Source organism: Aeromonas sp. INTO2 (assembly GCF_049860605.1).
Taxonomy (GTDB): Bacteria; Pseudomonadota; Gammaproteobacteria; order Enterobacterales; family Aeromonadaceae; genus Aeromonas; species Aeromonas caviae.
In genome coordinates, this window is sequence record NZ_CP187588.1 from 4,219,988 (window position 1) to 4,243,050 (window position 23,063).

Sequence of the window (23,063 nt, forward strand, 5' to 3'; positions counted from 1 at the left end):
ATGAAAAGCGCACAAAAAAAGCCCGGGATGAACCCGGGCTTTTCATTGCCTGCTCTGCGGACTTACTTGCCGATGCAGAAACTGGAGAAGATGCGGCCCAGCAGATCGTCGGAGCTGAACTCGCCGGTGATCTCGGACAGGGACTCCTGGGCCAGGCGCAGCTCCTCGGCCACCAGTTCGCCAGCCACATAGACCTCAAGCTGCTCCCTGGCTACCAGCAGCCGCTCGGCGGCGCGTTCCAGTGCGTCCAGGTGGCGGCGGCGGGCCATGAAGCCCCCTTCGGTGTTGCCCTGGAAGCCCATGCAGGCCTTGAGGTGCTCGCGCAGTGCGGGCAGCCCCAGCTCGGTCTTGGCGGAGATGCGATAGACGGCGTGGCCCTGCTCCTGGCTCGGTGCCAGATCCTCGCCGGTCAGGTCCGCCTTGTTGCGCACCACGGTGAGGCCGATGTTTTTTGGCAACCGATCAACGAATTCCGGCCAGATATCGTGGGGATCGACGGCATCCGTGGTGGTGCCGTCCACCATGAACAGCACCCGGTCGGCCTGTTCGATCTCGGCCCAGGCGCGCTCGATGCCGATCTGTTCCACCTTGTCCTGGGTATCGCGCAGGCCCGCGGTGTCGATGATGTGCAATGGCATGCCATCCAGATGGATGTGCTCGCGCAGCACGTCGCGGGTGGTACCGGCGATCTCGGTGACGATGGCGGACTCGCGGCCTGCGAGGGCGTTGAGCAGGCTCGATTTGCCGGCGTTGGGGCGACCGGCGATCACCACCTTCATCCCCTCTCGCAGCAGGGCACCCTGCTTGGCCTCGCCGCGCACGTCGTCCAGCTCGGACATGATGGCGTAGAGGTCACCCGCCACCTTGCCGTCGGAGAGAAAGTCGATCTCTTCATCCGGGAAGTCGATGGCCGCTTCCACATAGATGCGCAGCCGGGTGAGGCTCTCCACCAACTGCTGAACCTTGCCGGAGAACTGCCCCTGCAGGGAGTGCATGGCGCTGCGGGCGGCCTGCTCGCTGGAGGCTTCGATGAGATCGGCGATGGCCTCGGCCTGGGCCAGATCCAGCTTGTCGTTGAGGAAGGCGCGCTCGCTGAACTCGCCCGGGCGGGCGGGGCGGATGCCGTCGATCTGCAGGATGCGGCGGATCAGCATGTCGAGAATGACGGGGCCACCATGGCCCTGCAGCTCCAGCACGTCTTCGCCAGTGAAGCTGTTGGGGGCCTTGAACAGCAGGGCGATGCCCTGATCCAGCGCCTGGCCCTGCTCGTCCCTGAACGGCAGATATTCGGCATAACGCACCCTGGGGAGCTTGCCGAGCACTATCTCGGCGACCCGCTCGGCGGCAGGGCCGGAGACGCGGACTATGCCGACGCCGCCACGGCCGGGGGCGGTGGCCTGGGCCACGATGGTATCTGTTGTCATCTTGCTTGACTCGCTGGTTGGCTGAATGAGTAAGAGGGTGGGGGACATTGTAATAAAAAAGGCGGCCCGAAGGCCGCCTCTTTTGTCATCAGGAAAGATGGGCTGCGCATCAGTTGCGTGAGTGCAGGCCTTTCTTCTCCAGCTGACGATAGATGATGGTCTGCTGGATGATGGAGATGACGTTGCTCACCAGCCAGTACAGAGTCAGACCTGCCGGGAACCAGAGGAACATGAAGGTGAAGATGATCGGCATGAACTGCATCACCTTCTGCTGCATCGGGTCCGTGATGGTGGTCGGGCTCATCTTCTGCAGATACCACATGGAGGCACCCATGAGGATTGGCAGCACGAAGAAGGGGTCCTTCACCGACAGGTCGGTGATCCACAGGGCGAACGGCGCGTGGCGCAGCTCGACAGACTCCATCAGTGCCCAGTAGAGGGCGATGAAGATGGGCATCTGAACCAGGATGGGCAGGCAGCCGCCCAGCGGGTTGACCTTCTCCTTCTTGTACAGCTCCATCATGCCCTGGGACATCTTCTGGCGATCGTCACCGAAGCGTTCCTTGAGCGCAGCCAGCTTGGGCTGGAGCATGCGCATCTTGGCCATGGAGGTGTACTGGGCCTTGGTCAGCGGGAACATGATGCCGCGCACCAGCAGGGTCAGCATGATGATGGCCAGACCCCAGTTCTGGACGAAACCGTGGAACACGGTCAGCAGCCAGTGCAGCGGTTGGGCGATGAACCAGAGCCAGCCGTAGTCGACAGTCAGATCCAGGTGGTTTGCCACCTTGGCCATCTGATCCTGCAGCTTGGGACCGATCCACAGCTTGCCGCTCACTTCGGCCTGCTGGCCGGCAGCGACGTCAACCAGAGGCGCCTTGTAGCCGATGATGGCCTGGTCCTTGCCCGGGATCACGCGGCTGTAGAAGCTGTTGGTGTCGTTGGCATTCGGAGCCCAGGCAGAGACGAAGTAGTGCTGCAGCATGGCGACCCAACCACCCTGGGTGGTCTTGTTCAGGTCGGCATCCTTCATCTCGTCGAAGGTGTACTTCTTGTAGCGGGAGTCTTCGCTGGAGAAGGCACCACCACGGTAGGCACTGGCCACCATGGCATGACCTTCCTGATCCTTCGGCGTGGTCATGGTCTGCTTCAGCTGACCGTAGAACTGTACCTGGACCGGCTCGGCAGACTTGTTGTCGATCTTGTAGTCGACGCCCACGGCGTAATCACCGCGCTTGAGCACGAACTCCTTGGTGAAGACCACGCCCTTGCTGTCGGTCCAGGTCATCGGAACGACGACTTGATCCTGACCATCGGCCAGCTGATAGCTGGTCTGGGCGGCTTCATAGGTAGGACGACCCTGGGCCTGGCTGTCCGGACCATTGCGACCGACCAGACCGCTCTGGGCCACATAGAGGTGGGCAGGCTGGCTGGTCAGCAGGGTGAACGGCTGTTCCTTGCCTTCTTCCAGCTTGTGTGCCAGCAGTTCGGCAGAGACGATGTCACCGCCCTGGGTATCCAGGGTCAATTTGAGCACGTCGGAGGAGACGGTGATCAGCTTGCGCGCGGCGTTACCATTTGCTTGCTCGGAAACCTGAGGAATATCACCGGTCTGACCGGCTTCAGGTACGAAATGTTCGGTTTGGGCCACGGTAGTCGGGGCCGGCTTCGGAGCCTTGTCGGACTCCCACTGTTGCCAGAGCAAGAAGCTCACGAACAGCAAACCGATCAGGAGTAAATTGCGTTGTGATTCCATAGTCTTCAGTTTCTTCGCTTTGGTTGCGGAACCGGGTCATAACCACCCTCGGATAAGGGATGGCATTTTAATAGACGTTTACTGGCTAACCAAACGCCTTTTATGAAACCGTGAAGTCGGATTGCTTCTATCGCAAATTGGGAACAAGTCGGGGTGAAACGGCAGCGCGGCCCGAGCAGGGGACTAATGATTAGCTGATACAGGCGTATCAGTTTGATTGCTACCCATTGCAACGGCGTGACAGAGTGCGCCATAGCTTTTCCAGTAACTTGAACAGCGCTTCATTGTCCATCTCCTTCACGCCACCCTTGGCGATCACGACGATGTCGATAGCGGGCAGATTGGCTTGATTGAGGCGAAAACTTTCCCGAACCACTCGTTTTACACGGTTGCGCCAGACGGCACGCTTGAGCGCCTTTTTGGGCACGGCGAGGCCAAGACGGGGGTGTTCGAGGGAGTTGGGGCAAGCAAGAAGCGTAATTTGCGGAGAAGCGGCCCGGACAGGCTCGGCGAAAACGCGTTTGAAGTGTTCGGGAGTTAACAGACGTAACTCCCGAGAGAAGGTGTGCTGGGTAGGCATTAGACTACCAGGCGGGCACGACCCTTGGCACGACGAGCGGCCAGAACTTTGCGGCCGTTGGCAGTAGCCATGCGAGCGCGGAAACCGTGAGAGCGCTTGCGCTTCAGGTTGGACGGTTGAAAAGTACGTTTCATGATTCGATTCCGTATTTCTGTACAGTTTTGATTGTCACACTTAGCCGACGCGCCAGCTATAGCGTGTGACGACTAGCAAAAGAGGCCGAATTCTAAACAGAGTTCAGCTTCTCGTCAATCCGCCGTTCCTTTCCATCTCGCCCCGTTCGTCGACCGAGCGGGATAATCTGGCAGGATCCGGAGGATCAAGGGCCCCGAATTATACTGGCAACCCGGGGTTAAACAAGGATCCCTCAAGAAAAAAGGCGGCCAGGCCGCCAAAGAGAGAGCTATTTAAGTACTTTGCGCAGGAACTCCCGTGTACGGGGATCCTGCGGATCGACCAATATCTGATCCGGCGGGCCCTGCTCCACGATCCGGCCTCCTTCCATGAAGATCACCCGATCGGCGACATCACGGGCAAACTCGATCTCATGGGTCACCACTACCATGGTCTGGTGCTGGCGGGCGAGCTGCTTCATCAGGCCCAGCACCTCGTCGACCCACTCGGGATCGAGGGCGGAGGTGGGCTCGTCAAACAGGATCACCTTGGAGTGGGCCGCCATGGCCCGGCCGATGCCGACGCGCTGTTGCTGGCCGCCGGAGAGGGAGGCCGGGTAGGCATCCTGTTTCTCGGCGAGGCCGATGTCCTTGAGGATGCCCAGGGCAGTGGCACGAGCCTCCGCCTTCGGCTGCTTCCAGACGGTGATCAGCCCCTCGGCGATGTTGTCCAGCGCCGTCTTGTTGGCGAACAGGGCGTAGTTCTGGAACACGAAAGAGGCGCGTTTGCGCAGTTCGATGGCCTGCTGGTCGCTGGCCTTGGCCAGATCCACGGCGAGGTCATCGATGACGAGCCGCCCTGCATCCGGGGTTTCCAGCAGGTTGAGGCAGCGCAGCAGAGTCGACTTGCCGGTACCGGAGGGGCCGATGATGACAACAATCTCCCCCTTCTTTACCTCAAGATCGATGCCGTTGAGCACCTGATTTCCGTCATAGGCCTTGGAGAGACCCGTTAGGTTGATCATGACAGGCCTCCTTTAATAAGCACGGTTCAGCCGCACTTCCAGCAGATGCTGCAAGCGGGTGAAGAAGATGACCACCACCCAGTAGATCAGCGCCACCGCCATGAAGCTCTCGAAGAACTTGAAGGAGGAGGCCGCTTCCATCTGGGCCTTGCCCATGATCTCCGCCACACCCAGGGTAAACGCCAGGGAGGTGCTCTTGATCATGTCGATGAAGTAGTTCATCAGCGATGGTGTCGCGATGCGGGCCGCCTGGGGCAGGATGATCCGCTGCATCGCCTGCAGCCGACTCATGCCGATGCTGAGGGCGGCTTCCATCTGGCTCTTGTGGATGCCGAGAATAGCTGCCCGGATCGACTCGGCCATGTAGGCGGCAAAGTGCAGGGTCAGGCCGATGATGGCGGCGGTAAAGGCATCCATCCCCACGAAGATGGGGAAGAGCTGCGGCAGCCCGTAATAGAGCAGGAACAGCTGGACGAGCAGCGGTGTACCCCGGAAGAACGAGATATACAGCATCGCCAGCCAGTGAAGTGCGGGAACGCGAAACACCCGTACTATCGCCAGGATCAGCGACAGTACGAGTGCCAATACGAATCCCCACAGGGCCATTTCCATCGTGGTGCCCAGGTATTTGAGCAGGATGGGAAACAGCCCTAGCGTGTACTCGAGGTCAAATTCCATCATTTATTTGCTGGTGATGTCCGCTGCGAACCATTTTTCGGAGATTTTGGTCAGGGTGCCGTCTTTGCGCATGGCGGTGAGGGCATCGTCAACCTTCTTCAGCACGGCCTGCTTTTCCGGGGTCTTCAGGAAGGGCAGGGCGTTCTCGATGGTTTCGAACGGTGCACCGGCCTGTTGCAGCGGCAGCTTGGATTCCTTGATCAGCTGGGCGGTGGAGACGCGGTCCATCACGAAGGCGTCGATGCGACCCAGGGCGACATCCTGCTCGAAGGCGGAGTCATAGGTACGGATGTCGATCTTCTTGTTGGGGTCGTTCTTGCGCAGCAGCTCTTCGAAGTTGGAGCCCAGGTTGACGGCGACCTTCTTGCCTTCCAGGTCCTTGATGCCGTGGATGGTGTTGTTGCCTTTGCGGACCACGATCTGGGCACCGTCATAGACATAGGGCTGGGAGAAGGCGTACTTGGCCTTGCGCTCGTCGGTGATGGTGATCTGGTTGGAGATGGTGTCAACGCGGCCGGTTTCCAGCATGCCGAACAGGCCGGAGAAGCTGGCGGTCACGAACTCGACCTTGTAGCCGGTGCGCTCACCGATCTGGTTCCACATGTCCACCTCGAAGCCCTGCAGCTTGTCCTGCTTGACGAAGGTGAACGGGAAATATTTGCCGGACATGCCGACCTTGATGGTTTCCTGGGCGATGGCCTGGCCGGACAGGCTGGCCAGCAGAATGGCGGCGCCGGAAATCAGTTTGATGGTGGTTTTCATGGGGATTCCTCTCTCTGTAGTGCTGTATTTTTAGTTGTAATCACGGGTTGGCGCTGATGTTATTGGAATAAAATATAAAAAATAAATGATATTTGGTTATATAAAATAACTATGGTCGCAGCGCGCCATTCTGTCCACATTGACGATATCCGGCTGTGGGTAACTTTGGGGATGAAATGGGATCCTGGGGCGTTGGATCCTTGAAAGTCAAGGATCTTATTTGCTGGATCCGTGCGGCAGCAACTGGAGATCCGGCCACTAAAAACGTAGAATAGCCGGTCTTTACTTAATCAATTGACGGGAGTCTAGAGTGACTGCTTCGCTATGGCAGCAGTGCCTTAACCGGCTGCAAGATGAGTTGCCCTCGGCAGAATTCAGCATGTGGATCCGGCCGCTTCAAGCGGAGTTGAGTGACAATACTCTGACCCTGTATGCACCGAACCGCTTTGTTCTGGACTGGGTACGCGACAAGTACCTGCTCCGGGTCAACGGCATCATCAACGAGCTGTGCGGAGCCGACGCTCCCACCCTGCGTTTTGATATCGGCAATCGCCCTCATCCCGTCGCGGTCGCCAGGGCGCCGGCCCGTGGTGTCGATCCTGTGAATAACTCTCCCAAGAGCTGGGAAAACAAGGCCGAAAACAAGCCCGAGCCAAACCACAAGAGCAACACCAACGTGAACTATACCTTCGAGAATTTCGTTGAGGGTAAGTCCAACCAGCTGGCCCGTGCAGCCGCCCGTCAGGTGGCCGACAATCCGGGTGGTGCCTACAACCCGCTGTTCCTCTATGGCGGCACTGGCCTTGGCAAGACCCACCTGTTGCACGCCGTTGGCAATGCCATCAAGGATCGCAAGAAAGACGCCAAAGTTATCTACATGCACTCCGAACGGTTCGTGCAGGACATGGTGAAGGCGCTGCAGAATAACGCCATTGAAGAGTTCAAGCGTTATTACCGTAGCGTCGATGCCCTGCTCATCGATGACATCCAGTTTTTCGCCAACAAGGAGCGCTCCCAGGAGGAGTTCTTCCACACCTTCAATGCCCTGCTTGAAGGCAACCAGCAGATCATTCTGACCTCGGACCGTTATCCGAAAGAGATCAACGGGGTGGAAGATCGTCTCAAGTCCCGCTTCGGCTGGGGACTCACGGTGGCGATCGAGCCGCCGGAGCTGGAGACCCGGGTTGCCATCCTGATGCGCAAGGCGGACGAGAACCAGATCCACCTGCCGGACGAAGTGGCCTTCTTTATCGCCAAACGGCTGCGCTCCAACGTCCGTGAACTGGAAGGTGCCCTCAACCGGGTGATCGCCAATGCCAACTTCACCGGCCGCGCCATCAACATCGACTTCGTGCGCGAGGCGCTGCGCGATCTCCTGGCCTTGCAGGAGAAGCTGGTCACCATCGACAACATCCAGAAGACGGTGGCGGAGTATTACAAGATCAAGCTGGCGGATCTGCTCTCCAAGCGTCGTTCCCGCTCCGTTGCCCGCCCGCGCCAGCTGGCGATGGCGCTGGCCAAGGAGCTGACCAACCACAGCTTGCCTGAGATAGGGGATGCCTTTGGTGGCCGTGACCACACCACGGTTCTTCATGCCTGCCGCAAGATCGAGCAGCTGAAGGAAGAGAGTCACGACATCAAGGAAGACTATTCCAACCTGATCCGTACCCTTTCTTCCTGATAACGGAACGGAGTGCACAGATGCAGATTGCATGTTCCAGCCTGATCCGAATCCTTTCCTCCCAATAACAACGGAGAGCACAGATGCAGCTCGAAATTAGCCGTGAGGCCCTGTTACGTCCCCTGCAACTGGTGTCCGGTGCCCTGGGTGGCCGGCCGACCCTGCCCATCCTCGGCAACGTCCTGCTCGATGTCAGCAATGGCCTGCTGTCGCTGACCGGGACCGATCTCGAGGTGGAGATGATCGGACAGGTCTATCTCAACAGCGACAGCCAGGATGGCCGCACCACAGTGCCGGCGCGCAAGCTGCTGGACATCTGTCGCGGTCTGCCGGAGGGGGCGGAGATCCGCCTCAGCACCGAGGGAGAGCGCCTCATCATCCGTTCCGGCCGCTCCCGCTTCAACCTGTCGACCCTGCCGGCGACCGAATACCCGAACATCGAGGATTGGGAATCCGTGCTCGAGTTCGACATCAGCCAGCTGGAGCTGAAAAAACTCATCGACGCGACCCAGTTCTCCATGGCGAGCCAGGACGTGCGCTACTACCTGAACGGCATGCTGTTCGAGAGCGAAGGACACGGCCTGCGTACCGTGGCGACGGACGGTCACCGGCTGGCCACCTGCCGCCGCGAAGTGGTAACGGAATCGCTGCCCGATCATCAGGTTATCCTGCCACGCAAAGGGGTGCTGGAACTGGTGCGCCTGCTGGAAGCGGAAGACAAGCCGGTGCGGCTGCAAGTGGGTCGCAGCAACCTGCGCGCGGCCCTGGATGGCTTCATCTTCACCTCCAAGCTGGTGGATGGCCGTTTCCCGGACTGGCGCCGCGTCATCCCGAGAGGGAGCGACAAGGCCCTGATCGCCGGTCGCGAGGATCTGCGCCAGGCCTTTGCCCGTGCCGCCATCCTCTCCAACGAGAAATTCCGTGGGGTGCGTCTCAATCTGCAGGAAAACCTGCTGCGCATCACCGCCAACAACCCGGAACAGGAAGAAGCCGAAGAGCTGCTTGACGTACAATACGCCGCTGGCGAGATGGAGATCGGCTTCAACGTCTCCTATGTGCTGGACGTGTTGAATACGTTAAAATGTGACCAAATCCGGATCAGCCTGAGCGATTCCATCAGCAGCGCCATTATTGAGGATTTTGAGAACCAAGATGCCCAGTATGTGGTGATGCCGATGCGGATCTAGTCGTGTCCTTGGTCAAACTCCAGCTCAGCGACTTTCGCAACATTCAGCACGCCAGTCTTGCGCTGTCTCCCGGCCTCAATATCCTGGTCGGGAGCAACGGCAGCGGCAAGACCAGCGTGCTGGAAGCCATTCATTACCTTGGTCTCGGCCGCTCGTTTCGTACCCATTTGACCGGGCGGGTCATCCGCCAGGGCGAGCGGGCCTTTACCCTGTTTGCCCAGTGCGAGCTGGAGGGGCGTCAGGTGCCCATCGGGCTTGCCAAGGACAAGGGGGGCGAAACCCAGCTCAAGATCGCCGGTGCCCAGGCCCAGCGCCTGGCCGATCTGGCGGAGCTGTTGCCGGTACAGTTGATCCACCCCGATGGTTTCAGCCTGCTGACCGGTGGCCCCCAGGCTCGCCGGGCCTGGCTCGACTGGGGTGTTTTCCATCAGGAGCCGACCTTCTTCTCCCTCTGGGGGCGGGTGCGTCGGCTGTTGAAGCAGCGCAATGCCTTGCTGCGCCAGAGCACCCAGTATCGTCAACTGGCGTTCTGGGATCAGGAGCTGGTGCGACTGGGTGGCGAGCTGGCGGGTTTTCGCGCCAGTTATTGTCAGGCCATTACGCCCCTGATCAAGGAGATGACGGCAGATTTTCTGCCGGAGTTCGATATCAGTCTTGGATTCTATCGAGGCTGGGAAAAAGACACTCCCCTCGATGCATTGCTGGAGGCGGGGTTCGAACGGGATCGTTCGCTGGGGTACACTGGGGTCGGTCCGCAGAAGGCGGACGTGCGGCTCAAGGCGAACGGCGTGCCCGCGCAGGATATTTTGTCCAGGGGTCAGCTGAAGTTGCTGGTCTGTGCCATGCGGCTGGCCCAAGGGCTCTATTTGAATCAACATAGCAGCCGCGGCTGTATTTTTTTAATTGATGATTTTGCCTCTGAACTGGATGTCGACAAACGTCGTCTGCTGGCTGCAAGGCTGAAGCAGTGCGCGTCCCAGGTGTTCATCACCGCCATCGATACCGGTCAGCTCGCAGACATGATGGATGCGAGTGACTGCAAGCTGTTCCACGTGGAACAAGGCAAGATCTCCGAAACGTTAGAGAAGGCAGAGAGTAAGCTATGAGTGAAAATACTTACGACTCCTCGAATATCAAGGTGCTCAAGGGCCTGGATGCGGTCCGCAAGCGCCCGGGGATGTATATCGGCGATACGGACGATGGATCGGGCCTGCACCACATGGTGTTCGAGGTCGTCGACAACTCCATCGACGAGGCTCTGGCTGGCTACTGCTCCGATATCCAGGTCAAGATCCATTCCGACGGCTCCGTCTCCGTGCGCGACAACGGTCGCGGCATTCCGGTGGACATCCACCCGGAAGAGGGCCGCTCCGCCGCCGAAGTCATCATGACCGTGCTGCACGCCGGCGGCAAATTCGATGACAACTCCTACAAGGTGTCCGGCGGTCTGCACGGTGTGGGCGTCTCCGTGGTGAACGCGCTTTCCGACAAGCTGCTGCTGACCATCCGCCGCAACGGTCATGTCTACGAGCAGACCTATCACCTGGGCGAGCCGCAGGCACCCCTCAAGCAGATTGGTGACAGCACCGGCACCGGGACCGAAGTTCGCTTCTGGCCGAGCCCGACCATCTTCAGCGACACCCTGTTCCACTACGAGATCCTGGCCAAGCGTCTGCGCGAGCTCTCCTTCCTCAACTCCGGCGTCTCCATCCGTCTGATGGACGAGCGTGACGGCCGCGAGGCCCACTTCTGCTACGAAGGGGGCATCAAGGCCTTCGTCGAGTACCTGAACCAGAACAAGACCCCGATCCACCCCAAGGTGTTCCACTTCACCACAGAGCAGGACGGCATCGGTGTCGAAGTCGCCATGCAGTGGAACGACGCCTATCAGGAAGGGGTCTACTGCTTCACCAACAACATTCCGCAGCGGGATGGTGGCACCCACCTGGTGGGCTTCCGTACCGCGTTGACCCGGACGCTGAACAACTACATGGACAAGGAGGACTACAGCAAGAAGGCCAAGTCCGCCGCCAGTGGTGACGACGTCCGTGAAGGTCTGATTGCCGTTATCTCCGTCAAGGTGCCTGATCCCAAGTTCTCCTCCCAGACCAAGGACAAGCTGGTCTCGTCCGAAGTGAAGACCGCCGTGGAACAGGCGATGGGTGAGAAGCTGGCCGACTTTCTGCTGGAAAACCCGGGCGACGCCAAGATCGTGGTCAACAAGATCATCGATGCGGCCCGTGCCCGTGAAGCGGCCCGCAAGGCCCGCGAACTGACCCGCCGCAAGGGCGCGCTGGATATCGCCGGTCTGCCCGGCAAGCTGGCGGACTGTCAGGAGAAAGACCCGGCGCTCTCCGAACTCTACATCGTGGAAGGGGACTCTGCTGGCGGCTCCGCCAAGCAGGGTCGCAACCGGAAGAACCAGGCCATCCTGCCCCTCAAGGGCAAGATCCTGAACGTGGAGAAGGCCCGTTTCGACAAGATGATCTCCTCCCAGGAGGTGGGCACCCTGATCACCGCTCTGGGCTGTGGCATCGGTCGCGACGAGTACAACCCGGACAAGCTGCGCTATCACAACATCATCATCATGACGGATGCGGACGTCGATGGTGCGCACATCCGTACCCTGCTGCTGACCTTCTTCTATCGTCAGATGCCGGAAATCATCGAGCGTGGCTATGTCTTCATCGCCCAGCCGCCGCTCTACAAGGTGAAGAAGGGCAAACAGGAGCAGTACCTGAAAGACGAAGACGCATTGTTGCAGTACCAGACCGCCATGGCGCTGGACGGTGCGACCCTGCACGTCAACGAGTCTGCCCCGGCCATCGGTGGCGAGGCGCTGGAGCGTCTGGTCAACCAGCATCGCTCCGTGACTCACCTCATCACCCGCATGTCCCGCCGCGCCCCGGAAGCCGTGCTGACCCAGCTGATCTATCAGCCTGAGTTGAACGAAACCCTGCTGGCCAGCGAGAGCGATCTGCAGGCCTGGTGCCAGAGCATGGAGGCCGTGCTCAACGAGAGCAACCACGGCATCCAGTACCAGATGCAGGTACGCCGCGACGAGGAGCGCAGCCTGTTCGTGCCCCACGCCGTGGTACGCCAGCACGGGGTCGACCGTGAATATCCGCTGAGCTATGACTTCCTGCAATCCTCCGAGTACCGTCAGCTGGTCTCCCTGGGCAAGGAGATCGCCAACCTGATCGAGGAAGGCGGTTACATCAAGCGTGGTGAGAAGGTGAAGCCGGTCGCCAGCTTCGTTGAAGCGGTCGAGTGGCTGATGGGCGAAGGCAAGCGTGGCATCTACATCCAGCGCTATAAAGGGCTGGGCGAGATGAACCCGGAGCAGCTGTGGGAAACCACCATGGATCCGGAAGCCCGTCGCATGCTGCGTGTCACCATCGACGATGCGGTCGGCGCCGACCAGCTCTTCTCCACCCTGATGGGTGACGCTGTAGAGCCGCGTCGCGACTTCATCGAGACCAACGCCCTGCGGGTTGCCAACCTCGACGTCTAATCAGACGGTCCGACAACCATCAAAAGCCGCTCCTCGTGAGCGGCTTTTTGTTTTCTGGATGGAAGGGAGAGGGCGCGTTCCACGTGAAACATGAGGGACCTAGACTCTGTCACCGCGAAAGGTGCGGCGCCACTCCCGCGGCGACACCCCGAAGCGGGCGCGAAAGTGCTTGCGCAATATGGTGGCAGATCCGAGCCCCACCAGTTCGGCGATGCGTTCCACGGTGTGGGAGCTGGACTCCAGCAGCGTCTGGCTGCGGCGCAGACGCTCCGCCATCAGCCACTCCCCGAGGGAGAGACCGGTGGCGAGCTGGAAGCGGCGGCTAAAGGTGCGTCGGCTCATCATGCAATGTTCCGCCAGGCTGTCCAGGGTGTGGGGCGCGGCCAGGTGCAGGCGCAGGTGATCGAACAGCTGGTTGATCCTGGCATCCCGGGTGGAGGCGGGTACCGGCTGCTCGATGAACTGGGCCTGGCCACCCTCCCGGTGGGGAGGCACCACCAGCCGCCTGGCCAGCTTGTTGGCAATCTGGCTGCCGTGATGCTGGCGAACCAGATAGAGGCAGCAGTCCAGGCTGGCGGCGGTGCCAGCCGAGGTGATGAGCCCGTCGTCGTCGACGTAGAGGGCATTGGTATCGAGCCGCACCCGGGGGAAGCGCTGGACGAACTCCTGTTCAAATTCCCAGTGGGTGGCGGCACCGCGCCCGTCCAGCAGGCCGGCATAGGCCAGCACATAGGTGCCGAGACAGAGCCCCACGATCTGGGCTCCCCTGATCCGGGCGGCAACCAGGGCATCGAGCAGGGGTTGGGCGGGGCGCTCGGCCGGATCGCGCCAGAAGGGGATGATGATGATATCCGCCTCCAGCAGGCCCTCCAGGCCATAGTCGGCCTCCATGCGAAAGCCCTGGGAGGAGGCGGGTTGCCGCGTGTCATCCCCGGCGCAGAGTCTCAGCTCGAACAACGACTGGCCCGGCATCATCTTGTCGCCAAAGATGAGGCAGGGCACCGAGCAGTGAAAGGGGCTGAAGCGATCGAAGGTGATGACGGCGACGATAAGGGGACGGGGCATGGTGGCAGACTCCTTTGCACTCGGATCCCCATCATACGGGGCAGCAACAGAAAGCCGAAGGGCCATGTGGTGCCGGGCCTCTCGCTCAGAGCACCATGATGTCGCCATCCTCGGGCACCCGTACCCGGGCGGCCATCCCCTGGCTGTCCAGGTAGTCGCGCAGCTCCCGCCGGGACAGCAGGGCATGATTGACCGCCTCCATGTGGCTGGCGATCAGGGTGGCCTGCGGGGCGGCCTGATAGACGGCGGCCACATCCTCCTTGCCCATGATGATGGCGCCCAGACCCGTCACCCGGGCATCACCGCAGTTGAGGACGACGACCTCGGGTTGGTGCCGGTGCAGCGCTTGTTCAACCTGGGCATTCCAGACGGTGTCGCCGGCCAGATAGAGGGTCTTTTCGGCGGGATGGGAGAAGACCACTCCGCTGACCTCGCCAAGGCGATCCCCCAGCAGGGCCATGATGGTATCGCTGCCGTGCCGGCCTTCCGTCTGTTGCAGGCGGATGCCGGCGAACTCGCCGACCTCGCCCAGCAGGCGCACATCCTCGAAGCCGCATCCCCTCATGGTGTCGGCATCTTTCTGATGCTGCACGAACAGGGGAAGGTGCTTGGGGATCTTCGTTTTCGCGACATCGTCCCAGTGATCCAGATGGTCATGGGTGACAATCACCGCATCCACCTCCAGCAGGGTCGCCATGGGCAGCGGCAGCTCGACCAGGGGGTTGCGAAGATGGCTGTTGGCCATGCCTTCGAAGCCGGGGTAGCTCCCCTTGGGGGCCAGCATGGGGTCGATGAGGAAGCGGGTTCCTGCGTAGTGGATGAGCAGGGTGGCGTTGCGAACCTGGGTAATCTTCATGGCGTGCTCCGGTTTCTCGTTGGGGACACGGCCAGTATGGAGGGATGAGGGACGGATCATGAGTGGCCCGCAGGCCTATTATCGATCTAATCGGGCCATTCTTGATGGCCTGCATTTCTTTTGTTTTTACCCCTTGAAAGCCAAATGCTGGCCCCTATATAGATAACAAGGCCGGAACGCTCGACAGAGGTTTCGACCAGGTGCCCGTCCATCAGGAGGGCAAACAATCCGTTATCGCTCACAAGAGGGTAATACTATGCGTTCTATCGACTTTTCTCCGCTCTATCGTTCTGCCATCGGTTTCGATCGTCTGGCCACTCTCATCGAATCTGCCGCCAGCAATGGCAATGCCGGCTATCCCCCCTACAACATCGAGCAGCTGGGTGACAGCGACTACCGTATCAGCATGGCGGTGGCGGGCTTTACCCAGGAAGAGCTGGAGCTGAGCTTCCAGGAAAATCTGCTGACGGTGAAGGGCAGCAAGCAGGCCGACACCGAGCGCAACTACCTCTACCAAGGCATTGCCGAACGCGGCTTCGAGCGTCGCTTCCAGCTGGCCGACTACGTGCGGGTGAAGGGGGCCGACCTGAAGAACGGTCTGCTGCACATCGACCTGGTGCGCGAAGTGCCCGAGGCGATGAAGCCCCGCAAGATCGAGATCAACGGCTGACAGCCTGACCTCGTTGCATTGCTGATGTTTCCCGGGTGCCGATGGCGGGCCCGTGGAGAGTAAACCCTGTTGCTTTATAGAAGGATAGGATCATGCGTAACCTCGATTTTTCTCATCTCTATTCCAATGCCGTCGGCTTCGAGCGGATGGCCCGCGAGCTGGAAGGCCTGTTCGATCAGAAGACCTCGGCCTACCCCCCGTACAACATCGAAAAGCGGGATCACGACAGCTACCTCATCACGGTTGCCGTGGCCGGTTTCGATCGCAATGAGCTGGAGCTGGAGACCGAAAATGGCACCCTCAAGGTGAAGGGGCGCAAGGTCGCCACCATGGGCGAGCGCCAATTCCTCCATCAGGGGATCGCCGAGCGGGACTTCGAGCTCGCCTTCAAGCTGAGCCAGCACGTGGAAGTGCAGGGGGCCAGGCTGGAGCACGGTCTGCTGACCATAGAGCTGGCCCGGGAGCTGCCGGAAGCGCTCAAGCCCCGTGCCATCCCCATCGGCAAACCCGATCAGCTGGCACTGCCCGGTTAAACAACATCGCTGACCACCTGATAGAAAAGAGGCCTGTATCTGCAGGCCTCTTTTTTTTCATGCCGAAGGGGGAATCAACCGGCGTAGAGGGCGTTGATCTCGTCGGCCAGGATGGCGATGCCACGACGCACCAGATCTTCGCTCTGGGCATAGTTGAGGCGGATGCACTCCTGGCTGTGGCGCCACTCGGGGTCGTCGATGCCGGGGAAGAAGTAGTGGCCGGGCACGATCAGCAGGTTCTTCGCCTTCAGTCGCTCATACAGCTCCTGGCAGTGGATCGGCAGGTCTTCGAACCAGAGCCAGAGGAAGAGGGCTCCCTCCGGCTTGTGGATGTGGAAGCGCGGATCCGGAATGGCCTCGCGCAGCAGCTGGACCGCGAAGGTGGCTTTCTGCTGGTAGAAGGGTTTCACCACCTGTTCGCTCAGGGTGATGATGTCACCGCTCTCGATCATCGGAATGGTGATGGCCGGACCCAGGCTGCCCGGCGCCAGATTGATGATGCCGCTCAGGTTGGTGATGGCCCGGATGATCTTCTCGTCGGCGATGACGATGCCGCAACGGGTGCCCGGCAGGCCGAGCTTGGAGAGGCTCATGCAGAGGATGGTGTTGGCGTTCCAGAACGGCTTGGCGTCGCTGAAGATGATGCCGGGGAAGGGCACGCCGTAGGCATTGTCGATGAGCAGCGGGATCCCCTTGTCACGGGCGATCTGATCGAGGTGCTCGATCTCCTCGTCGGTGAGCACGTTGCCGGTGGGGTTGGTCGGCCGGGAGACACAGATCACCCCGATGTCGTCGCCCACCTGCAGGCTTTCGAAATCCACGTGGTATTTGAACTGGCCGTCGGGCAGCTTCTCGATGGTGGGTTTGTAGGCGACGAAATGATCGTCCGAGAGGGCCGAGTCGGCATAGCCGATGTATTCGGGGGCCAGGGGGAACAGCACCTTCTTCTTGCGACCGTCGGCGAACTCGCCGGCCAGCAGGTTGAACAGATAGAAGAAGGCGTTCTGGCTGCCATTGGTCAGGGCGATGTTGCGGGCGGAGATCTCCCAGCCCAGCTCCTTGCTGAGCAGGGCGGCCAGCGCCTTGGTAAACCTGTCCTTGCCCTGGGGGCCATCGTAGTTGGCCATGGCCTTGATCAGTTCGCCGTTGTCGAGCAGGGTATTGGCCTCGGCCTGAAAGCGTTCCAGCATGGCGGGGATGGGGGCCGGATTGCCGCCTCCCAGCATGATGGCGTCGGGATTCAGCAGCCCTTGATTGAGGTCGTCCATGAGTTGGGTAATACCGGCGTGGCGAGTGAACTTCTCGCCGAACAAGGAGAATTCCATTCGGTGGCAAATCCAGAGTCAGTTAAGGGGGGAGCTAGCACCATAGCTCACTTCAAAAGCGGGTGTCGATCAAAAAAACGGGGCGTTTCACGTGGAACAGGGTTGCCATGATGGAGGTGGTAAAAAAAACCATTTATAGGTTTTAAAATAACCAATATTCGATTCAGGAAGGGGGGTGGCAGCATCAAAAAATCATTTATATCAATAAAATCATGTTGTTATAAATCTGGCACAACTATTGGAATAGTTATGTGGTCATCTCAACCACACCGGAGCACGCCAGATGAAGATCCTGATCGCTACCCTGATTGCCAGCAGCCTGAGCCTGAATGCCATGGCCGCCGAGAACCCCAGACCCGAGCTGGACAGCGCCGCCCTGCAGCAGGAGATGCTGGCCTTGCAGCAGCAGGCCTCCCATGACGTGGTGGCAGAGGCCATCCACAACCTCAAGCCGCTGGCCCTGGAGACCCTGGTGGTGGAGGCGAGCTCGGCCGATGCGACTCATCCCGAGAGCTGAGGTAGCGCAAGGGGGTCTGCCCCGTGTGCTGCCTGAAGAAGGCGATGAAGGCGCTGTCGCTGGCGAACTCCAGGGCTGCGGCTACCCGGCTGATGGGCTCGGCTTCGGCCAGCAGTTCCATGGCCCGCAGCAGTCGCCACTGCTGGCGCCAGGCCTGGTAGCTCATGCCGGTCTCCCGCATGAAGATGCGGCCTATGGTCTTGTCACTGGCACCCACTCGTTCGGCCAGCCGGTTGAGCCGATCGGGCAGGGTGTCACCCCGCTTTATCTCCTGCAGCCAGCCGGTCAGACGTCCGTCTGACGGCAGCGGCAACTGCCAGGATTCCCGCTGCGCTTGCGCCAGCTCCTCCTGCAACAACGCCAGCGTGCAATGCTGCTCCGCCGCCGGCTTGTCCCACGGCCAGAGCGCCATCCGCTCGATGATCTCCCGCAGCAGCGGGTTGACCGCCAGCACCGCCATCTCGTTTGGCAACGCGGGCTCCGGCTGGAAGTAGAGGGAGCGATAGGCCACTACCCCGCGCATCAACACCCGGTGGGGCAGGCCTGCTGGCAACCAGGCCGCTCGCGTCGGCGGCAGCAGGCAGACCTGATCGTCCAGCTCTATGGTCATGCAGCCTGCCTGGGCGAACAGCAGCTGGTGGCGCTGGTGCTGATGGCGGCCGGAGTCGTGCCAGCCGAGGGCGGCGGCAATACCGATGGCGCTGCCGTCGTGCTGGTCCGGATCAAAGGGGTGATCGGGAAGAATAAAGGCCATGTGTCCGATTCTTGCTGTTTATAGTCCGCCTTATTGTAATCGGACAAGTTATCCCTCTCTAGAATGGCGACCTCTTGTGAAGGAGGTGTGTCATGAACAACAGGTTGCCACCGCGCTGGCTGGTGGTCGGATTGATGATGTTTCCCCAGATAGTGGAGACCATCTACAGCCCGGTGCTGACCCATATCGCCACGGAGTTTCGGGTGAGCGAGGGGCAGGCGTCCCAGACCCTGTCGGTCTATTTTCTGGCGTTTGCGGCGGGCGTGGTCTGCTGGGGCCGAGTGTGCGATCTCATCGGGCGGCGTCCCGCCATGCTGGCGGGGCTGCTGACCTATGGCGCCGGCACTCTGCTGGCGTTGCTGGCCACTCAATTTGAAACCCTGCTGCTGGCCCGGGTCATCGCGGCCTTCGGCGCCGCCGTGGGTTCCGTGGTGACCCAGACCATGCTGCGCGACAGCTATCAGGGCAGCGATCTGGCACGGGTCTTTTCGGTGATGGGCATCGCGCTCTCCCTGAGCCCGGTACTGGGGCTGGTGAGCGGTGGCCTGCTGGCTGATGGCTTGGGTTATGTCGGGGTATTCGGCGCCCTGCTGGCGCTGGCAATCGGCTTGTTGCTGATGGCTTGCTGGCAACTGCCGGAAACCCGCCCGGCCACTACCCAAAGGGTCGCACTCTGGCCGCTGGCCTGCCGGATGGTGCGTGATACCGTCTTGTGGCGCAGCGCCGCCCTGGTGGCGCTGTTCAACACCATGCTGTTCGGCTACTACAGCCTGGCGCCGTTTCTGTTTGCCAGTCTGGGGTTGAGCGCTGGCGAGTTTGGTTACTCCGGCATCGTGCTGGCGCTGGCGACCCTGGTGGGCAGCCTGCTCAACAAGCATCTGTTGGGCCGTGGCTGGACGCCTGCCTCGTTAATACGGCTCGCCGCCGTGCTGGCGTCGGGTTCGGGTTGGCTGGTGTGGGCCAGTCAGGCATCGCTCTGGTTTCTGCTGCCCATGACGGGAGTGGTGGTCGCGTTCGGGCTGGCGATCCCCAATGTGTTGAGCCAGGCACTGCTGGCCTATCGGGAGGTGGCGGGCAGTGCCGGGGCCCTGTTCGGGCTCGGTTACTATCTGTTGCTCAGCCTGGGATTGGCGGTTGCCGCCAGCTTGCAGGATCTCGGGCTGCTGCTCGGGGGATGCGGTCTGCTGGCACTTTGCTGCGGTTGGCGTCGTTCCACGTGAAACATCAGCTGCCGATAAAGCGGTAGCCGATGCCGGCTTCAGTTTCGATCAGGGTGGGTTGCTGGGGGTTATCTCCCAGCTTCTTGCGCAGGCTGGCGATGACGATGCACAGGTAGTGAGTGTCCTCCTTGTGGCTTGGCCCCCAGATGTCGATGAGCAGCTGGGTCTGTTGCACCAGCTTGCCGGGGTGGCACACCAGCGCCTGCAACAGGGCGAACTCCTTGCGCGAGAGGGGGATCTCCTCGCCCTGCAGGGTCACCTTGTGGCTGCTGCTGTCCAGGGTCAGGCCACAGTGGGGGAAGTGGCGGCATTCGCCGCTGGTGGCACCGACGCGCTGGCGCAGCAGCACCCGGATACGGGCCATCATCTCCCCGACGCCGAACGGCTTGCTCATGTAGTCGTTGGCCCCCGCATCCAGCAGCCGCACCTTCTCCTGCTCCGAGTCCCGCGCCGAGAGCACCAGAACGGGATTGGCGTGATGCTCGCGGATGGCGTGCAGGATTTGGATGCCATCACCGTCCGGCAGGCCCAGATCCAGGATCACCAGGTCGGGGTTGAGGTGGCGATACTGGGCCATCCCCTCGGTGACGCCGACCGCCTCACTCACCTGATGTCCTTCGGCGATCAGGCTGATCCGCAAAAAACGGCGGATGGCCGCCTCGTCGTCGATGACCAGTATGTGAGCCATTCAGCCTCCCGTTTGCTGATTGAAAAGGGCGGCGACCATCAGGCCGCCGGTGCGTTGAGGGCCAGCGGCAGGGAGATGCGCATGCAGGTGCCGTTGCCGTTGGGGCCGGCGAATGCCCAGATGCGGCCGCCGTGGACCTCTATCATAGCGCGGGAAATGGCGAGGCCAAGCCCGGTGCCGCGGCTGCCGCAGTCGCCGACCGGCTGGGTGTAGAACAGATTGAAGATCTTGTCCCGATCCGACTCGGCGATGCCGACCCCGATATCGATGATGTCGATGATGAGGTCGGGGTCCGCCAGCATCACCTTGAACTCGATGGGGGTGCCGGCAGGCGAGTAGCGGGAGGCGTTGTCGAGGATGTTGACCAGCACCTGCTCGATCAGGGCGCCGTGTACATAGAGCCGGGGGATCTGCTGATCGAAGTACACCAGCAGCTTGTGCTGGCGCCAGGAGGAGTCGAGCCGGCGACGGGCATTCTCCACCAGATCCGCCAGATCGATCCAGTCCCGTTTCAGCTGGAAGTCGGGTGAGCCGATGCGGGTCATGTCCAGCAGGTTCTGCACATAGCTGTGCAGGCGGCGCGCCTCCTCCTGCACCGAGTGCAACAGCTCGCTGCGGTCTTCGCTGCTGATCCGGTCACCATATTCCAGCAGGGTGCTGCCGGCCCCCATGATGGTGGCGAGCGGCGTCTTCAGATCGTGGGAGACCGAGGAGAGCAGGGCGGCGCGCATCCGGTCGGTCTCCGCCTGCAGCTGGCTGTCGGCCAGCCGCTCGTTGAGATCGATCCGCGCCAGCGCGGCGCGGATATCGGTGAGCAGCGCCTGCAGCTGATGCTCGGCCGAGGAGGCGAGCGGATTGGCCAGCAGTATGCCCAGCACCAGATCATCGCTGAGGTGATGGTACTGGGCCTCGGCCGCGTTGAGGGTGGCGGTGTGGGCGCCGGCGCTCTGCTTCTGGGCCAGACACCAGTCGATGGCCGCCTTGTCGGTCTGTCCCGGTTTGTGCTCGGTCGAGCCGGCCCAGTACTGGTAGTGCCGATCGAGGGCGAACACCGGCTGGCCCAGCGCCAGCGAGATGGCCTGGCTCCCTTGCCTGAGCACCTCGACCGGACTGTTGGCGGTGGCCAGCCCCTGGCTCAGGGAGAGCAGGGCGTTGCCCAGCTGCTGGGTCTCGCGCAGGCCGACCAGCTGCTGGCGCTGGCGGGAGGCGAGCCGTCCGGCCGTGATGCCGACGATCAGCAGCACGAACAGGGTGAGCAGGTCGCTGTGGCTGGCGACGCTGAGGGAGAAGTAGGGGACGGTGAACAGCAGGTTGTGGCCGACGAAGCCCAGCACGGCGGCCAGGATGGCGGGCACCAGGCTGGTGGTGAGCGCGGTGGCCAGCACCCCCAGCACGAACAGCATGGGCAGGGAGGCGGGCGGCAGCCAGTGGGAGAGCCCCCAGACGGCGGCCGAGGTGGTCCCCATGATGACCACCGCCAACAGGCTCTGGCGAATGTCCTTGGGGTGGAGCGGTTGCCAGTTCAGGCCGGGTTTGCGCTTCTCTGTGTCCACCAGGGTGATCTCGAGCCCCTGCGCCTGCCTGAGCAGATGCTGCACCAGGGAGCGGCGCCACGGCGCCTTGTGGGGTTTGCCCAGCAGCAGTTGCGACACCTGCTGCTGCTCGGCCGTCTCCAGCAGGGCATCGGCCACCGCCGGGCTGGAGAGGGTCAACACCTTGGCACCCAGCTGGGAGGCGAGCGCCAGCGCCTGCTCCTGCTCGGCGGAACGCTGCCCCTTGCTGTCGACGTGCACCACCAGCCAGGGCAGCTGGCGGCGCTGGGCGAAGCGGTGGCCGTAGCGCACCAGGGCGGCGCCGTGCTCGTCGCCGAGGCAGACCATCAGCTTGCCCCTCAGCGGCAGTGTGGTCTTGCCGGCGGCCTGCCACTGCAGTTGCAGATCTCCCTCCACGTGGCTGGCAGCGGTCTGCATCGCCAGCTCCCGCAGGGCGGTCAGATTGTTGAGGGAGAAGAAGGACTGCAGGGCGGTCTTGGCCTGGTGGGGTACATAGACCTTGCCCTCCTTGAGACGGCCGAGCAGCTCCTTGGGGGGCAGGTCGATCAGCACCAGGCTGTCGGCCTCCAGCAGCACCTGATCGGGCAGGGTCTCCTTGACCCTGACCCCGGTCAGCTGCCACACCAGATCGTTGAGGCTCTCCAGGTGCTGCACGTTGAGGGTGGTGTAGACGTCGATGCCGGCGCCGAGCAGCTCCTCCACATCCTGCCAGCGCTTCTCGTGGCGGCTGCCGGGGGCGTTGCTGTGGGCCAGCTCGTCCACCACGGCGATGGCGGGTTTGCGCGCCAGCAGGCCGTCCAGATCCATCTCCTCCAGCCGCTGCTGGCGGTGCAGGTGCAGCTTGCGCGGCTGGATGGCGAGCTTGTCGAGCAGGGCCAGGGTCTCCTGGCGACCGTGGGTCTCCACCACCCCGATCAGGATGTCGACCCCCTCTTTGGCCTGTTCCCGCACCGCCTGCAGCATGGCGTAGGTCTTGCCCACACCGGGGGCCGCGCCGAGAAACACCTTCAGCTTGCCCCTGTGCTCCTGTTCCAGGCTCGCCAGCAGGGCGTCGGCCCTCACTTCATCACGCATCCCCGCGCTCCCGTTGCATCGGCCGAACCGCGGCCGTGACCTCATTGTTCATGCTTGTCCCCCCCGTTGTCGAAAGGGAGCCTTCCCG

General features: G+C 61.6%; 22 protein-coding genes. 8 read left to right on the forward strand and 14 right to left on the reverse strand.

Annotation, left to right across the window (positions count from 1 at the left end; genetic code table 11):
- Nucleotides 1–62 precede the first annotated feature (62 nt).
- From mnmE to ACPW74_RS20000, 8 genes are all read right to left on the reverse strand, one after another.
- Nucleotides 63–1,424 (reverse strand): tRNA uridine-5-carboxymethylaminomethyl(34) synthesis GTPase MnmE, encoded by a 1,362-nt coding sequence (gene mnmE / locus ACPW74_RS19965; RefSeq protein WP_010672278.1) that lies wholly within the window; start codon nucleotides 1,422–1,424, stop codon nucleotides 63–65.
- A gap of 109 nt (nucleotides 1,425–1,533) precedes the next feature.
- On the reverse strand, nucleotides 1,534–3,180 hold the full coding sequence (gene yidC, locus ACPW74_RS19970; RefSeq protein WP_010672279.1) for a membrane protein insertase YidC: 1,647 nt from the start codon (nucleotides 3,178–3,180) through the stop codon (nucleotides 1,534–1,536).
- Between the two features lie 5 nt (nucleotides 3,181–3,185).
- Complete coding sequence (yidD, locus tag ACPW74_RS19975; RefSeq protein WP_010672280.1) at nucleotides 3,186–3,434, reverse strand: membrane protein insertion efficiency factor YidD; 249 nt, start codon at nucleotides 3,432–3,434, stop codon at nucleotides 3,186–3,188.
- On the reverse strand, nucleotides 3,401–3,760 hold the full coding sequence (rnpA, locus tag ACPW74_RS19980) for a ribonuclease P protein component (RefSeq protein ID WP_010672281.1): 360 nt from the start codon (nucleotides 3,758–3,760) through the stop codon (nucleotides 3,401–3,403). The genes yidD and rnpA overlap by 34 nt, the downstream gene beginning before the upstream one ends.
- On the reverse strand, nucleotides 3,760–3,894 hold the full coding sequence (gene rpmH / locus ACPW74_RS19985) for a 50S ribosomal protein L34 (RefSeq protein WP_005307156.1): 135 nt from the start codon (nucleotides 3,892–3,894) through the stop codon (nucleotides 3,760–3,762). The genes rnpA and rpmH overlap by 1 nt, the downstream gene beginning before the upstream one ends.
- A gap of 269 nt (nucleotides 3,895–4,163) precedes the next feature.
- Nucleotides 4,164–4,898 carry an amino acid ABC transporter ATP-binding protein gene (locus ACPW74_RS19990; protein WP_010672282.1) on the reverse strand — a complete coding sequence of 245 codons (735 nt, stop codon included), beginning with the start codon at nucleotides 4,896–4,898 and terminating at the stop codon, nucleotides 4,164–4,166.
- 12 nt (nucleotides 4,899–4,910) lie between these two features.
- Nucleotides 4,911–5,579, reverse strand: a complete 669-nt coding sequence (locus tag ACPW74_RS19995; RefSeq protein WP_010672283.1) for an amino acid ABC transporter permease — start codon at nucleotides 5,577–5,579, stop codon at nucleotides 4,911–4,913.
- Nucleotides 5,580–6,338 (reverse strand): amino acid ABC transporter substrate-binding protein, encoded by a 759-nt coding sequence (locus ACPW74_RS20000; protein ID WP_010672284.1) that lies wholly within the window; start codon nucleotides 6,336–6,338, stop codon nucleotides 5,580–5,582. It abuts the gene before it with no gap.
- Nucleotides 6,339–6,648: 310 nt separating this feature from the next.
- Between ACPW74_RS20000 and dnaA the strand changes: the two genes are divergently transcribed.
- The 4 genes from dnaA (at nucleotide 6,649) to gyrB (ending at nucleotide 12,720) form a co-directional block, all read left to right on the forward strand.
- A complete protein-coding gene (dnaA, locus tag ACPW74_RS20005; protein WP_039040645.1) occupies nucleotides 6,649–8,019 on the forward strand; it encodes a chromosomal replication initiator protein DnaA in 1,371 nt (456 codons plus the stop codon).
- Between the two features lie 83 nt (nucleotides 8,020–8,102).
- Nucleotides 8,103–9,206, forward strand: a complete 1,104-nt coding sequence (dnaN, locus tag ACPW74_RS20010; RefSeq protein WP_041212068.1) for a DNA polymerase III subunit beta — start codon at nucleotides 8,103–8,105, stop codon at nucleotides 9,204–9,206.
- Between the two features lie 2 nt (nucleotides 9,207–9,208).
- On the forward strand, nucleotides 9,209–10,312 hold the full coding sequence (gene recF, locus ACPW74_RS20015; RefSeq protein ID WP_010672287.1) for a DNA replication/repair protein RecF: 1,104 nt from the start codon (nucleotides 9,209–9,211) through the stop codon (nucleotides 10,310–10,312).
- The gene (gene gyrB / locus ACPW74_RS20020; RefSeq protein WP_042016138.1) at nucleotides 10,309–12,720 is read left to right on the forward strand and encodes a DNA topoisomerase (ATP-hydrolyzing) subunit B; all 2,412 of its coding nucleotides are present in this window, start codon (nucleotides 10,309–10,311) and stop codon (nucleotides 12,718–12,720) included. Before recF ends, gyrB begins: the two co-directional genes overlap by 4 nt.
- Nucleotides 12,721–12,819: 99 nt before the next feature.
- On the opposite strand, the gene ACPW74_RS20025 is transcribed toward gyrB, so the two are convergent.
- Complete coding sequence (locus ACPW74_RS20025) at nucleotides 12,820–13,785, reverse strand: GlxA family transcriptional regulator (protein WP_042864676.1); 966 nt, start codon at nucleotides 13,783–13,785, stop codon at nucleotides 12,820–12,822.
- 85 nt (nucleotides 13,786–13,870) lie between these two features.
- Entirely contained in the window at nucleotides 13,871–14,641 is a 771-nt protein-coding gene (locus ACPW74_RS20030; RefSeq protein WP_223931925.1) for an MBL fold metallo-hydrolase, read from the reverse strand.
- 256 nt (nucleotides 14,642–14,897) lie between these two features.
- Here ACPW74_RS20030 and ACPW74_RS20035 point away from each other — a divergent pair, with 256 nt between their 5' ends.
- Together ACPW74_RS20035 and ACPW74_RS20040 are read left to right on the forward strand one after the other, a co-directional pair.
- Nucleotides 14,898–15,311 carry an Hsp20 family protein gene (locus tag ACPW74_RS20035; RefSeq protein WP_010672291.1) on the forward strand — a complete coding sequence of 138 codons (414 nt, stop codon included), beginning with the start codon at nucleotides 14,898–14,900 and terminating at the stop codon, nucleotides 15,309–15,311.
- Nucleotides 15,312–15,403: 92 nt separating this feature from the next.
- Nucleotides 15,404–15,844 (forward strand): Hsp20 family protein, encoded by a 441-nt coding sequence (locus tag ACPW74_RS20040; RefSeq protein WP_010672292.1) that lies wholly within the window; start codon nucleotides 15,404–15,406, stop codon nucleotides 15,842–15,844.
- A gap of 74 nt (nucleotides 15,845–15,918) precedes the next feature.
- Here ACPW74_RS20040 and ACPW74_RS20045 read toward each other — a convergent pair whose 3' ends face one another.
- The gene (locus ACPW74_RS20045; RefSeq protein WP_042864675.1) at nucleotides 15,919–17,169 is read right to left on the reverse strand and encodes a valine--pyruvate transaminase; all 1,251 of its coding nucleotides are present in this window, start codon (nucleotides 17,167–17,169) and stop codon (nucleotides 15,919–15,921) included.
- 283 nt (nucleotides 17,170–17,452) lie between these two features.
- On the opposite strand from ACPW74_RS20045, the gene ACPW74_RS20050 reads away from it, so the two are divergent.
- Entirely contained in the window at nucleotides 17,453–17,686 is a 234-nt protein-coding gene (locus ACPW74_RS20050; RefSeq protein WP_041214189.1) for a hypothetical protein, read from the forward strand.
- Here ACPW74_RS20050 and ACPW74_RS20055 read toward each other — a convergent pair.
- A complete protein-coding gene (locus ACPW74_RS20055) occupies nucleotides 17,616–18,440 on the reverse strand; it encodes an AraC family transcriptional regulator (RefSeq protein ID WP_279980891.1) in 825 nt (274 codons plus the stop codon). The genes ACPW74_RS20050 and ACPW74_RS20055 overlap by 71 nt on opposite strands.
- A 92-nt stretch (nucleotides 18,441–18,532) precedes the next feature.
- Here ACPW74_RS20055 and ACPW74_RS20060 point away from each other — a divergent pair, with 92 nt between their 5' ends.
- Nucleotides 18,533–19,660 carry a multidrug effflux MFS transporter gene (locus ACPW74_RS20060; RefSeq protein WP_279980893.1) on the forward strand — a complete coding sequence of 376 codons (1,128 nt, stop codon included), beginning with the start codon at nucleotides 18,533–18,535 and terminating at the stop codon, nucleotides 19,658–19,660.
- A gap of 4 nt (nucleotides 19,661–19,664) precedes the next feature.
- Here the strand turns inward: ACPW74_RS20060 and ACPW74_RS20065 are convergent, their stop codons facing one another.
- Both ACPW74_RS20065 and ACPW74_RS20070 read right to left on the reverse strand, forming a co-directional pair.
- Nucleotides 19,665–20,348, reverse strand: coding sequence for a response regulator (locus ACPW74_RS20065; protein ID WP_279980894.1), 684 nt, complete (start codon nucleotides 20,346–20,348; stop codon nucleotides 19,665–19,667).
- A gap of 38 nt (nucleotides 20,349–20,386) precedes the next feature.
- A complete protein-coding gene (locus ACPW74_RS20070; protein ID WP_425858449.1) occupies nucleotides 20,387–22,975 on the reverse strand; it encodes a DUF4118 domain-containing protein in 2,589 nt (862 codons plus the stop codon).
- Nucleotides 22,976–23,063 lie beyond the last annotated feature (88 nt).